The 12,828-nt window shown below is 61.2% G+C and carries 11 protein-coding genes and 1 pseudogene; 2 read left to right on the top strand and 10 right to left on the bottom strand.

Annotation, left to right across the window (positions count from 1 at the left end; translation table 11 throughout):
* Nucleotides 1-92: 92 nt before the first annotated feature.
* Nucleotides 93-550, top strand: a pseudogene (locus C8N42_RS18790) (transposase); the annotation flags it as partial.
* Between the two features lie 524 nt (nt 551-1,074).
* Here the strand turns inward: C8N42_RS18790 and C8N42_RS21720 are convergent.
* The 5 genes from C8N42_RS21720 to C8N42_RS18765 all read right to left on the bottom strand — a co-directional run bounded on the left by C8N42_RS21720 (nt 1,075) and on the right by C8N42_RS18765 (nt 4,086).
* Nucleotides 1,075-1,812 carry a recombinase family protein gene (locus tag C8N42_RS21720; RefSeq protein WP_170109374.1) on the bottom strand — a complete coding sequence of 246 codons (738 nt, stop codon included), beginning with the start codon at nt 1,810-1,812 and terminating at the stop codon, nt 1,075-1,077.
* A 335-nt stretch (nt 1,813-2,147) separates the two neighbouring features.
* On the bottom strand, nt 2,148-2,510 hold the full coding sequence (locus C8N42_RS18780; protein ID WP_107818018.1) for an SPW repeat domain-containing protein: 363 nt from the start codon (nt 2,508-2,510) through the stop codon (nt 2,148-2,150).
* A gap of 30 nt (nt 2,511-2,540) precedes the next feature.
* Nucleotides 2,541-2,780: a DNA-directed RNA polymerase subunit omega gene (gene rpoZ / locus C8N42_RS18775; protein ID WP_107818017.1), complete on the bottom strand. Its 240-nt coding sequence runs from the start codon at nt 2,778-2,780 to the stop codon at nt 2,541-2,543.
* The gene (locus C8N42_RS18770) at nt 2,777-3,508 is read right to left on the bottom strand and encodes an NADH dehydrogenase ubiquinone Fe-S protein 4 (RefSeq protein ID WP_107818016.1); all 732 of its coding nucleotides are present in this window, start codon (nt 3,506-3,508) and stop codon (nt 2,777-2,779) included. The genes rpoZ and C8N42_RS18770 overlap by 4 nt, the downstream gene beginning before the upstream one ends.
* 80 nt (nt 3,509-3,588) lie before the next feature.
* A complete protein-coding gene (locus C8N42_RS18765) occupies nt 3,589-4,086 on the bottom strand; it encodes an Hsp20 family protein (RefSeq protein ID WP_107818015.1) in 498 nt (165 codons plus the stop codon).
* A 211-nt stretch (nt 4,087-4,297) separates the two neighbouring features.
* Here C8N42_RS18765 and C8N42_RS18760 point away from each other — a divergent pair, with 211 nt between their 5' ends.
* Nucleotides 4,298-4,522 carry a hypothetical protein gene (locus C8N42_RS18760; protein ID WP_107818014.1) on the top strand — a complete coding sequence of 75 codons (225 nt, stop codon included), beginning with the start codon at nt 4,298-4,300 and terminating at the stop codon, nt 4,520-4,522.
* A 42-nt stretch (nt 4,523-4,564) separates the two neighbouring features.
* Here C8N42_RS18760 and C8N42_RS18755 read toward each other — a convergent pair whose 3' ends face one another.
* From C8N42_RS18755 to C8N42_RS18735, 5 genes are all read right to left on the bottom strand, one after another.
* Nucleotides 4,565-6,769: an amylo-alpha-1,6-glucosidase gene (locus C8N42_RS18755; protein WP_107818013.1), complete on the bottom strand. Its 2,205-nt coding sequence runs from the start codon at nt 6,767-6,769 to the stop codon at nt 4,565-4,567.
* Between the two features lie 17 nt (nt 6,770-6,786).
* Entirely contained in the window at nt 6,787-7,887 is a 1,101-nt protein-coding gene (locus C8N42_RS18750; RefSeq protein ID WP_107818012.1) for a glycosyltransferase family 4 protein, read from the bottom strand.
* A gap of 324 nt (nt 7,888-8,211) precedes the next feature.
* Nucleotides 8,212-9,357, bottom strand: a complete 1,146-nt coding sequence (locus tag C8N42_RS18745; protein ID WP_107818011.1) for a cation:proton antiporter — start codon at nt 9,355-9,357, stop codon at nt 8,212-8,214.
* Nucleotides 9,357-9,938: an NADH dehydrogenase ubiquinone Fe-S protein 4 gene (locus tag C8N42_RS18740; RefSeq protein ID WP_211309221.1), complete on the bottom strand. Its 582-nt coding sequence runs from the start codon at nt 9,936-9,938 to the stop codon at nt 9,357-9,359. The genes C8N42_RS18745 and C8N42_RS18740 overlap by 1 nt, the downstream gene beginning before the upstream one ends.
* A 62-nt stretch (nt 9,939-10,000) precedes the next feature.
* Nucleotides 10,001-12,781, bottom strand: a complete 2,781-nt coding sequence (locus C8N42_RS18735; protein ID WP_107818009.1) for an ATP-dependent Clp protease ATP-binding subunit — start codon at nt 12,779-12,781, stop codon at nt 10,001-10,003.
* Nucleotides 12,782-12,828 lie beyond the last annotated feature (47 nt).

The following is a 12,828-nucleotide window of genomic DNA, read 5'->3' as shown; positions in this document are numbered from 1 at the left end:
CGATCGCGAGCAACTGCATTTTATGAACTCCTTTTGCTTGCCATTTGTACCGAAACTATCGGCTTGGGTGCAAAGGGCGTCCATTCCATAAGATGGACAAGAAGCCCGGAACATCGAAAGATGCAGCTGACAAGCTGGTCAAAAACATCCGCCGCAAGACCCGCCAAACCTACTCGGCGGAGGAGAAGATCCGCCTTGTTTTGGCTGGTCTTCGTGGCGAGGAAAGCATCTCGGCGCTGTGTCGCCGCGAGGGGATCTCGGAGAGCCTATATTACAGCTGGTCGAAGGAGTTCCTGGAGGCGGGAAAACGTCGCCTGTCTGGCGATACGGCGCGCCAAGCGACATCGCCTGAGGTGAAGGAATTGCGATCAGAAGCCATGGCTCTGAAGGAATGCGTGGCCGATCTCACCCTTGAAAACCGTCTGCTCAAAAAAAGCATGACAGGGGCTGGGGAATTCGAGGAATGAGGTATCCAGCAACCGAGAAACTGGAGATCATTCGCACAGTTGAAGGGTCGCATTTGCCAACCAAGAAGACCCTTGATGTGCTTGCATGGAATGAAGCAGGCTGCGTTATGCTTCTGGAATGCAAGCACCTCCAGTTCGCCAAAACGGCAAGCGAGATTGCAAAGCAACTCTCCAAGTTCAGAGGTGAAGTTGATGACAAGGGGAGGCCTGATCACCTCGCAAAACACTTGAGACGTTGGGCTTTAGCTCGGCAAAACATTGACGCGTTTTCAAATTTCACTCGGCTGAAGGATCCGAAAATCGGAGCTGGCTTAGTATTCTCGAACACCGTGCCGATGCAATTCGCGGTCGATCGTATGCGCGAACAGCTATGGACGGGAACGATCGAGCAGCTTGGTGCGCTTTCGGATCTGTTGTGTTAGTAGCGTGCTGCAAATTGGCTAATCCAGAGAGGCTCCTGCGTATGGGCGTGCGGCGCAACGCGTTCGGCCAATAATCGATTTAGTGTCGATCGACTCCGGTATTTTGTTGAATGTCAGCTTCCGTAGTGGGGCTGGCGTGCGTTCGCACCTGCGGCGAACTTCCGGAAACCGCCCTTCGCGTCTGATCACTTCCTCTCAGCCAACCATGTTTTCTGCCAGAGGTAATAGGCCGATTGGCTGATCGGCGGCCCTTCAAGAACCGCGAGGGTTTTCCATATCTTTGTCCCTTTGCACCCTGCCTCGATCATTTGAATGGCGACGGCTTTTCGCAGGTCTGTCATGCTCGGCTTACGTCCCAGACGTTGGCCTCGGGCTTTGGCTTCTTGCAGTGCGATCTTGGTCCGGTCCGAGAAGCCTTTGCGGTCGAGGCGGTTGAGGGCGGTCAGCAGAGTGCCGATTTGGGATTGCCAATCGTTTCGGCTGTCAAACTTTTCATCAAGGCAGCGGATATGAATGCCCAACTCCCGCGCTGCCTCGACCGTGGCGGCGATGCCTTGTGTTGAAAGGTTGAGGTCGCTCAGAGACGGGGCGATGAGTTTCGCGTCTGCACTCAGATCGTTAAGCCAGACGGGCGGTGCATTTGGCTCTTCGGGATCGGTCGCGAGAATCCGTTCTGCCGGAATGCCTTCTGCTTCAAGCCGTGCAATCGCGAGTTGTCGATCCTCCGCGCTTCGCATTCCAGAGATCACGCCATAGCGATTTTCGGACATTGGAGACCTTTCGGAAAGAGCTGAAAACGGAGCGCGTTTGTTTTGGACCTGCGAAACAGCTACTATATCTTGTGTCTCATAATTTTCTTGACACTGAGATGCACGTTTATGCTCCAAAAATGCACTCTTATGGTCCAATGACACCAGGATCATGACCCTGGGATTTCGCGCCTCTCCTGATCTTTTTCCATCTAAGGCCCGATAGCCCGCGCCAAGTCGGAACTTTGCACCGGCGAAGGCTATGATGTGGTTCCATGCCGTCTGTGCCGGGTGCTGGAGCAAGAAGTGTGCACTCTCAAACACGGGCGAAAGGTAAACCCTAGAGCGATTTGCACTGAGCCACAATACCCCATCAGCATTCCGCGGCAACAGACAACGGGGATAGGACTGCAACGCCATAAGCCCCTCAATGTGAAATCGGAGAACAATGCGTCTCCTTGAACCGAAATCACAAATTGTCGGCCCCGCGCGTGGGGCCGACAATCGTATCAGGCTGTCAGTGCAGAATTCCCACCGTCGTTCTTCCAGCGCCGCCAGGCGGGAAAGGCCAGCGCGAGCACGCCGAGAGCCACATGGGCAAGCGCGATACTGAGCGTGAAGCCGGCTACGAGAGCCCATGGGCTGATCGCAGCCCAGACCCCCGCAACCATACGTGCCCAGTCAAGCCCTTCATGCGGTCGCCAAAGCGCAATTGCGGAAAGCACTGCGATCAGTCCGCCTGTCAGCAGGGCGCTCCAGAAGGCAATATCGGTCATCGTGATGACGAAGGGCAACCCAGCGAGGGCGAGGCCCGCGAGAAGGCTGATGCCGTCGCCAAGCTTGTCATAGTTCGTAGTCCAGGTCTTGCTCATGGTGTTACCTCCTTTCTCTTCACCAAGGATTCAATGCGGCTGAGCCAGCCGCTTGGGCGCCGGCGCAGGCAGGAAGGGCAACAGCTCCTCCTGCGAAATCGCGCCGGTCGCGATCTCTTCCAAGGCAAGCTCTTCGGTGGCTTGCCGTTTAGGTTCGACCCGAGGTTCTGCACCGGCCCTCAACGCCCGGCTGCGGGCGCTCGCGGCGAGAACCAGAGCGAAACGATCGGGCACCGCCTGCTGGGCATCAATTGCGACGAAGGGATTCATGCCGCCCTCTCTTCCTCAACGGACAGATACATGCCGTCGGCGGCCACCGCCGCTTCAAGTGCCAACAGCGCCCGTTCAACCTCGGCAAGCTGAGATTCACGCTGGTTTTCCGGCATGCCTTCCGTGCTGGCGACATCCTGAAGATACTCCGTGTAGGCCCAGTTCATCAGGATAGAACGGCGAGCCTCCAACGACAGGCTGGCGTCCGAAGCAACTTCCATGGGAGAACGCCCATCATCGCCGCCTTTCGGATCGCCCCGCCGTTTTGCGCCGGCCATCGCGTCACGATAGGTTTGCCGCATCTCCGACAGTCCGAGCCGAGAGAGCGTGGCATCGGACCACAGCCCGGCCTGTCTGTCCCGCGTCCAGGCGTCTCGGTGCTCCGCCTCGCCCGCCGGGAGCTGGACCTCATAGGGCACCCCCAGACGCCTTGCATGGCGAATGGCGGCTTCCAGCGTCGGAAAGCTCAGCTCGATCTTCTGGATCGCATCGTCGCTACCCGTCCAGCCCATCAAAGGCTCCAACCAAGGACCGGTCCGGCGCGGAAAGCTCATCTTCCAGCCCTTCGTACGCGCTCGCCCCGAGGTCATCGCCGATTTCGACGGCTTCCAGATCCGGGCGACCGCATCGTCCGGCAGAGAAGAGTCCCAGTCGGGTCGCGAACCGGCCAGGCTCGGAATGGGTGAGGCATGTGATTGTGCTGTGAAATCTCCTCTGATCACGTTCATTGCCTAACCTCCAGATTTCAGGAAGAGCGTCCGGCCGCCACCCGAGCGACCGGAGCATCCCGTTCTGGGCCCGAGATGTTTCAGGCCGCGACCGGTTCCGACTCTCGGGTTGTCTCAATCTGCTTGGTCTCGTGACCTTCGACCGCCGCAGGAGACGCGATCTCGATCCGACGCGGCTTGAGTTCCTCGGGGACCTCGCGCTTGAGCTGGACAGTCAGCAGGCCGTTCGACAGGGTGGCCCCTTCGACACGAACGTGATCGGCCAGTTCGAACCGACGTTCAAACGACCGACCGGCGATGCCGCGATAGAGATAGCTGGCACCGTCGTCACCATCGGGTGTCTCCTTGTGGCCCGACACGATCAACATGTTCTTGTCCTGGGTCAGGGTCAGATCGTCTTCGGCAAAGCCCGCCACCGCCATGTCGATGCGATAGTCGTCCTCGCCGGTCTTGACGATGTCGTAGGGCGGCCAGTTGTCGAGCGTTTCCACCCGACGGGCAGCCTCAAGCGCGTCGAGCATACGGTCGAAACCGATACTCGAACGGAACAGAGGTGCAAAATCAAGTCTCGTTGCCATAGCCATATCCTCCTTTGAGCAACATGGGTACAGACGTCGGAAGCACCGCAGGAACGGCGTCCCGCCTTGTCACCGATCCCCATCTGGGCGATCAGCATAAATTGATTTGGAACAGCACCTTACGGTTTCAAGAGGGTGTTGAACGCTTTTTTTCGCAACTCGTTTCCCTATATTTCTTCCGTGTCCCTGTGACATTCGAAAGGAGGAGATCATGACCGGGAACGACGTGAAAAGAATTCTGGGACCCGGCACGGACCCCACGCTTCTGTCTGATATTCTGCGCACCGGCGCCGACGCCTCCGAGCTTGCCCGTGCCAAGGCCTGGGTCGAGGCGGACGAGGCGCAGGTCGATGCCCATAGCCCCTTCCCATCGGGCCGCATCGCCCGGCTGGTCGAATTGCTCGAAGCCGATCAGGAAGAAGACGATCTGCTATAACAGAAATCGGGCTGGCATTCAGGACGGTGCCAGCCCGTCTCTTCAGGTGGTCACGATCACCCGAACCGGCCCGTCGCGGCGCAGAACATCGGCAACCACGTGAGTGCCGGACCGGCGCAGAGCCACATCGACAGTTCCACCGTCAAGGCGCAGATTGCGCAGGACGACCTCTCCCAGGAACTCCGGAAGGATCGGTTGCTCGAAGATCACCTGCCGCGCCTCGGCGTCGAAGCGCAGCCCGAGACAGGCCTGAAGCAGCAACAGCGGCGCTCCCGCCGCCCAGGCCTGCGGCGTACAGGCCACCGGGTAGAAGGTGGGACCTTGCGTCTCACGGCGCGGGAAGCCGCAGAACAACTCCGGCAACCGTCGCAGGTCGATGTAGGTGGCCGCAGAGAAGATGCCCTCGAAAATCCGTGCGGCCTGTTCACGGAACCCGTAGCGCGCCAGCCCCGCCCCGATCAGCGCATTGTCATGCGGCCAGACCGACCCGTTGTGATAGCTCATCGGATTGTATCGCGCCTGGCCCGCGGCAATGGTCCGCACTCCCCATCCACAGAAAGACGACGGCCCCATCAGGGCTCCGACGACCGTTTCGGCGCGTTCCTCCGGGACGATCCCCGTCCAGAGCAGGTGGCCCGCGTTCGAACTGCGCACCCGGCAGGGCTGTTTGTCACCATCGAGCGCGAGCACATAGGTTCCAAGCTCATCGTCCCAGAACGCCGCGTCAAAACGGGACTTCAATTCCGAGGCCTTTTGCACCTGTTCCTGCGCGATCCCGTCATGACCGAGTTCCTGTGCGATCTCGGACGCAGCCAGCCGTGCAGCATAGACGTAGCCCTGCACCTCGCAAAGCGCGATCGGCCCCTTGGCCAGCGTCCCATCGGCGTGAAACACCGCATCATGACTGTCCTTCCACCCCTGGTTGGCGAGCCCCTTGTCGCTGCGCCTCCCGTATTCCACGAAACCGTCGCCGTCCCGATCGCCATAGGTCTCGATCCAGTCGAGCGCCGCACGGACATGCGGCCAGAGTGTTTCCAGCACCACCCGATTGCCGGTGCGTTCGAAATACGCCCCGGCGAGCATGACGAACAGCGGTGTCGAATCCACGCTGCCGTAATAGCGCCGGAACGGAACTTCGCCGGTTTCCGCCATTTCGCCATAACGCACCTCATGAAGGATCTTGCCCGGCTCGGCATCGGTGGCCGGATCGAATTCCGTCGCCTGGTTGGCCGCAAGATGCAGCAGAACGCCCCGCGCGACTGCCGGGTCGAGCCAGAGCATTTCCCAGGCGGTGATCAGCGCGTCACGCCCGAACACGGTGCTGAACCAAGGCACGCCCGCATAGGGATAGGGCCCCTCCTCCGTATCGGTCATGAGCATGTAGAGGTCCGAGACCGAACGGCGTATGGTTTCGTTGAATATCTCGTTAGAGCTTTGCACCGTGGCCGCACGGGAGGATGAACGCCTGAGGGCGTGCCGTGCCTCACGCAAAGACCGGAAGAACAGGCGCGACGGCGGCTCTTCGGCACCGTTTACATCGCAACCGATCTCGATGAACAGCGAGCGCGTCTCGCCGGGGGTGAGGCTCAGACGATACACCGCCCTGCCCGCGTCGAGTTGTACCGGAGCGGGATCGAAGCGAAGCGCGGTGCTGCGCGGGTTGAGGTCGAGGCCCCGATAGGACAGCAGCACATGCGCCTTTCCGACCTCCGGTAAAAGTCGTTGTCCGCGCTCGGGCCGAACCCGCCCGCGCACTTCGAAGAGATCCGCGAAGTCGCCTTCGAAAGAGACTTCCAGACTGATCTCATGGGCCGTTTCATCGAAGTTGCGCACCGCAAGACGCTCATAACAGGTGCCCTGCCAGAGAAACCGCGTCCGGCGCATGTGGATGCGATCATGCGCAATCAGACAGCGACCGGTTTCGTCATAAAGATCGGGATTCGTCAAATCGCAGGTCAGCGTGGCGTTATCGTCGCGCAATGTGGACGAGAGCAGCATGGGCCGCTCTCCCCCGATGGTCAGATAGTAATGCGAGAGATACCGAGTGTCGCGATGGAACAGGCCCTCGGGGCTGCCGGGTCCCGAGAGCACATCGCCATTGTGATCGAACACAGCGAAGGTATCGCCGTGCTTCAGGGTTCGTGGCCGCCGTTCCTGCAGGGACGCCGCCGTCGGGATGAAGAATTGCGCCGGCGGACTGCCCACTTGGGACACAGACAAAGCCGTTTGTTGCAGCGCCTCGGTCATCTCGGTCTCCTTCCGCATCACTCCGCCGCATGCAGAAGCTGGGCGCTTTGGCCGCCAAGCATATGCGGGAGCGGCATTGCAACGGCCTCGACACCCGGAAGTCCGCGATAAATCTCGACATAATCGCGCGCCATGCGATCCGCAGTGAAACGTTCCTCAAATGTCGCGCGTACGATCCTTCTGCTGATACGGTCCAGCTTACCCACGGCTGCGGTGGCATCTTCAAGGGACCGCACGACATACCCCGTCAACCCGGGCTCCACGATCTCCGGCACCGAACCATTCGCCCATGCGATTACAGGCGTGCCGCAGGCCATGGCCTCGATCATCACCAGACCGAAAGGTTCGGGCCAGTCGACCGGGAACAGCAGCGCTCGCGCGTTCCCGAGAAATTCCGCCTTTTGCATTTCGTTGATCTCACCGATGAACTCGACATCGTCATGAGCGTCGATCATCGGCGCTATGATCTCTTCCCAATACTTGCGGTCCGCATCGCCGATCTTGGCGGCGATCTTCAATGGCATCCCCGCCCGCGCCGCAATTTCGATGGCGCGGTCCGGGCGTTTCTCCGGCGAAATCCGCCCAAGGAAGGCAAGATAGTCTCCCTTCGGGCTCTCCGTGAAGGGCAACAGATTTTTGGGCAGACCGTGATAGACCGTTCCCGCCCAGTTCACGAAGGGCAACGGACGGCGCTGGTCGTCCGAGATCGACACAAGAGGATAGTTCGGAAAGGTCGCATAGAAGGGACGCAGATCAGGCCCGTCCAGCCGCCCGTGCATCGTCGTCACCATACGGTCGGCAAACGCCTGCGCCATGGGATAGTGCAGGAAGTCGATGTGAAAATGCAGCACGTCGAATTCATCGGCCCGCAAGCGGACTTCCTCCAGCATGGCGACATGCCAAGGCAGCGAGTTCTTCACGTTCGGATCGAGCCGGAGCGCTTCCTTGCTGCACGGGACCAGGTGGGCCTTGGTCCGGCTGTCGCCGCTGGCGAACAGCGTGACTTCATGGCCCTGCCTGACCAGTTCTTCGGTGAGATAGGAGACGATCCTTTCTGTTCCCCCATAGAGACGCGGCGGGCAACTTTCTTCCAGCGGTGCGATCTGTGCGATCTTCATCGGCAAAACCTCCTCTTCTGAGCGAAGCCTCAACAATGGATGCGAGAAGGTCGTCTACGATCACCCCGCCTGGGCATGACCGCCGGATGTGGCATCTCGAATTCGGACAGTCGTGATACAAGATCACTGCCATCCGCCGGACCATGGTTCCGGAACGCGAGATGGCCTTGCCCGGCAAAACCTCCTGCGCAAAACAGCGATGTCAGATAGCAGGGAACCCCTGCGAAAAGTTCAGTTAGAAATCGACTTTGGAGTTTCAACCCCCTCCCGCGCGCAAAAAATATGGCGCGAAGCAGGCAGGTGCTGAGTGTGCGTTGGCCGCATTCACGCTGCGCGACGAACCACAACCGCTCCAATCAGCATGCTCAGCCCCAACGCAAGGAACAGAGGGTCGGCGATCTTGGCTTGTAACAGGCCGGAGGCAGTCGTGACAGAGATGAGCATCAAGCTGAATTCGCCGCCATGGGCCAGGATGGCGCCCGCGCGAAGCGCAGTCTCGAGCTGTTCTCCGAACATGCGGGTCAGGGCAACAACAAGCGCGAGTTTCACCACCATGAGCACAAAAAGCCATGCCAACACCCTTGGCCATGTCGACCAAACCGCATCTATATGGAGTTGAGTTCCGATACCGATGAAGAACACCCCGACGAACAGATCCCGGAACGGCCTGATTTCCCGTTCAACGAATTGGCGGGCGTCGCCCTCAGCGATCATCATGCCGGCAGCGAAGGCACCGAGCGCCGGCGAAAGACCCGCAGCCTGCGCAATAATGGCCGCGAGCAAGGCAACGGTCAGGGCCAGAAGCTGTGCGAGTTCAGCCTCGCCCTGGGTTGCGACCCATCCGGCAAGCCGCTGAAGCATAGACCGGGCGATGAAAAGCGCCCCGACGAGCACGCCCATGCCCCCGACCATCTTCAGGACGTCGTGCGCGCTTTCCATGACTCCTGCCGCGGCGATGACATCGTGAAAGGCCAGAAAGCCGACGGCCGCCAGATCCTGAAACAGCAGAACAGCGATCGCGACCCGTCCCTGAGGCGTTCCGAGCGCATCGCCGCCCGCCAGGACCTTGAGGCAAAGCGCGGTCGACGACATCGCGACCGCGCCAGCGATCAGGACCGCCGCCGCCGGCGCGATCTCGGTAAAGACGAGCAGCCCCACGGTGACCAACCCTCCGGTTACGAGCACCTGTGCCAGACCGAGTCCGAAGATCAGCCGACGGAGCGACACGAGCTTGTCGAGGGAGAATTCCAGACCAAGCGCAAAGAGAAGCAGGATCACCCCGACCTCACCGATAAGCGTCAGTGTGGCACCCTCGGCGATGAGCCCCAGACCGGTCGGCCCGATCACAATGCCGGACAGCAGGAAACCGACCAGTGCGGGGATGCCAAGCCGTGCGCAGATCGCGACATGGCAAAAAGCCATCATGGCGAGCAACGCGGCGGCCTCCAACAGCCCCTGGTCGGCGTGCATCAACGTCGCCCGCGTCCATAAACAGTTGCCCCGATCCACGCCGGTGGGTCGGACGCGGGGAAGGATTCAGCACTCGCTTCACAGACCGGGTCTGCAGCCGTCGCGAGTTCCGCTGAGAGATCACGAACGCTGGCCGCGTCGATGCCTCGGTGAAGCCGGTGCCGGGAACTCGGTCGGTGGCCGGTCTCGATGCGGTGGGCGCCAGGAGCATCGGCTCCCTTGCTGGTTGGCGCTGTCTCCCACCAGAAGCGGCGCGGTGGCACGGATCGACGTTTGTCCGGCTCGTGGCGCACGATATAACGCCAGTCGTTTCGTTCCGCGAAGGCGATGGCGCTGTCGAGATCAGGGAATGTCAGGCGGATCGGACGATAGGGATCTTCGGTTGCGGTCCAGCCCATAAGAGGCTCGATGACCGGCGCCCGGGCCGGCTCAAACTCGAGTATCCAATGCTGCCGCCTGATTGGAGCGGAGGTGTGGGACGAGCGAGCTGGCCTGTAGATCAACGCTGTCGGCAGGTCTGGAGATGTCAGGTCAGTTCCGGGGATCTTCGGTCGAAACGGTGGGCGGTTGTGTCCTTTCATCATGATTTACCTCTCTTCGGATTGCGGCACCGGCGGCGTTACCGTCGCCGGTGCACGGGCCGTCATTCGGCGGCAGGCTCGGCCTCTTCGCTATCGCCATTGCCGGGCTCGCCGAGGGCCTCGGTTTCTGGTGCGCTCTCCAGCTTTTGGAACGTGATCTTCTGATCATCCGCGGTCCAGACGACGCGCACCTTGTCGCCGTCCTCGATCCGACCGGAAAGCATCTCGCGGGCGAGCTCGGTTTCCAGTTCCGACCGGATTAGCCGTCGCAACTCGCGGGCGCCGAACTCTGGCCGGAAACCCACCGCTCCGAAATGCTCCGCAACGCTTCCGTCATAGTCGAGCTCGACCCCCTGGGTCAGCGCCGTGCGGGCGACGCGGGCCAGCTGCAACTCGACGATCTGCCGGATTTCCGACTGATTCAGCGAATGGAAGACGATGATTTCGTCGATCCGGTTGATGAACTCGGGCCGGAAATGGGCACGCAACACGTCCATCAGTTCGGCCTTCTGCCCTGCCTCGTCGAACTCCTTGGTTCCGCGCTTGCGAAGGTTGCGCTGGATGATATCGGAGCCGAGGTTCGACGTGGCGATAATGATGGTGTTGGTGAAATCCACCACGCGGCCCTTGCCGTCGGTCAGGCGGCCATCGTCGAAGACCTGCAGCAGGATGTTATAGACATCTGTATGCGCCTTCTCGATCTCGTCGAGCAGCACGACAGAATAGGGCCGGCGCCGGACCCGTTCCGTCAACTGGCCGCCCTCGTCGTAGCCGACATAGCCCGGCGGGGCGCCAACCAGCCGCGCGACCGCGTGACGTTCGCCATATTCGGACATGTCGATGCGGATCATCGCATCCTGATCACCGAAGATCGTCTCCGCCAGAGTCTTGGCCAGCTCGGTCTTGCCGACGCCGGTCGGGCCGAGGAACAGGAAGGTCGCGGTCGGGCCGGAGCCCTCGCGCAGCCCGGCACGCGCCAGTCGCACGGCATCGGCAACGGCATGAATCGCCTCCTCCTGGCCGATTACCCGCTCATGCAACTTGTCCTCGAGTCTCAGCAGTTTTTCGCGCTCTTCTGTCGTCAGCTCGCTCACCGGCACGCCGGTCAGTTTCGAGACGATCTGCGCCACGTGGTCGGCGCGCACTTCAGCCGTCGCAGAGGCCCGGTCGCGCTTCCAGGTTTCCATCAACTCGTCAAGCTCGACCTGTTTGGCTTCAAGCTCTTTCTTGAGTTCAGCAGCACGGTCGAACTGCTTCCTCCCCGCAGCGTAGTCCTGCTCGCGCCGGATCTGGGCGACCTCAGCCTCGAGCTCCTGGACATCGACGGGACGCGCGGTAGCGCTGATCTTCACGCGCGCGGCAGCCTGGTCGATCAGGTCGATGGCCTTATCGGGCATGAAGCGGCCGGTGACGTAACGGTCGGAAAGCTCGGCCGCCGCGACGATGGCCTCGTCGGTGATCGTCACCTTGTGGTGGCTTTCCAGCGTGTCGCGCAGGCCGCGCAGGATCATGATCGTCTGCGCCACCGTCGGCTCATCGACATAGACCGGCTGGAAGCGGCGCTCCAGCGCGGCGTCCTTCTCAATGTATTTCTGGTATTCGTTCAGGGTGGTCGCGCCGATCAGGTTCAACTCGCCGCGGGCCAGCGCCGGCTTGAACGTATTGGCGATGTCGAGCCCGCCTTCGCCGCCGCCCTGTCCGGCTCCGACGATGGTGTGGATCTCGTCGATGAACAGGATCATGTCGGTCTTGTTGGCCACGATCTCCTTGAGGATCTTCTGGACCCGCTCCTCGAACTCACCGCGATATTTCGATCCGGCCACCATTGAGTTGATGTTGAGTTCGACCAGCCGTTTGTCGCGCAGCGCCTCGGGCACCTCGCCCGCGACGATGCGCTGCGCCAGCCCCTCGATGATCGCGGTCTTGCCGACGCCCGGTTCGCCGATCAGCACCGGGTTGTTCTTCTTGCGCCGCGCCAGAACCTCGATCGTCGTCTCGATTTCACGCGCCCGGCCGATCACCGGGTCGAGCCTGCCCTCGCGCGCCAGCTTGGTCAAATCGCGGCTATATCCATCCAGATCAGGCGTGCTCGACGGGGTTTCGACGCGGCCTTCCTCGGCCCCCTGACCGACGACCTTTGTCACCTGCTGGCGTAGCGCCTGCGGCGTCAGGCCCAGCCGGTTCAAGATGCTCGACGCCACGCCCTCGCCCTCTTCGGCGAGACCGATCAGAAGGTGTTCGGGGCCGACATAGGAATGGCCCAGCTCGTTCGAGGCGATGAAGGCGCGGTTCAGCGCATCCTTCACCCGCGGGCTGACGCCGATCTCACGGTCCTCCCCCGTTGCGTCGCCCTTCTTCGCTTCGCTCTCGATCTGGCGGCGCAGATCGTCGGCGTCGATCTTGACCTGCCCCAGCACCGTGCGGACAACATCCGAGCCGGTAAGCGCCAGCAGAAGGTGTTCCGTATCAACCTCGGTCCGGCCGAATTCATGCGCCTTCTGGCCCGCCTCCTGCAAAAGCCGGTTGGCCTGTTCGCTCAGGCGGTCAGCGATATTGATGCCGCCGCGCCGCGCGGTGCGCCCCGCCTGTCGGATAGGGACGGGTTGCCCCTGATCTTCGCCAAGCCGATCGAAAAGGCCACCGGCTTCGCCAAAGAATTCATCGAAGAGCGAGCGCCCTCCGAAAAGCGATTCCAGTGGCGATGCGCTACGCCCCTGCCGTCGGGCGATCCTACGGTAGTCCTCGTCGCAAAGCTCCATCACTTTGCGCTCACCGTTGACAGAGACCTGCGCACGAAAGCTGGCAGGTCGGGATTTGCAGATATCACAGATGCCGTTTGCCATTTTTCACCTCCGTCATGCTCCCAGCCGGAACGTCCGGACTGGGCCTC

Origin of the sequence: Celeribacter persicus, assembly GCF_003050785.1 — a bacterium.
Classification (GTDB): domain Bacteria; phylum Pseudomonadota; class Alphaproteobacteria; order Rhodobacterales; family Rhodobacteraceae; genus Celeribacter; species Celeribacter persicus.
This window is presented reverse-complemented; position numbering and strand designations above follow the sequence as displayed.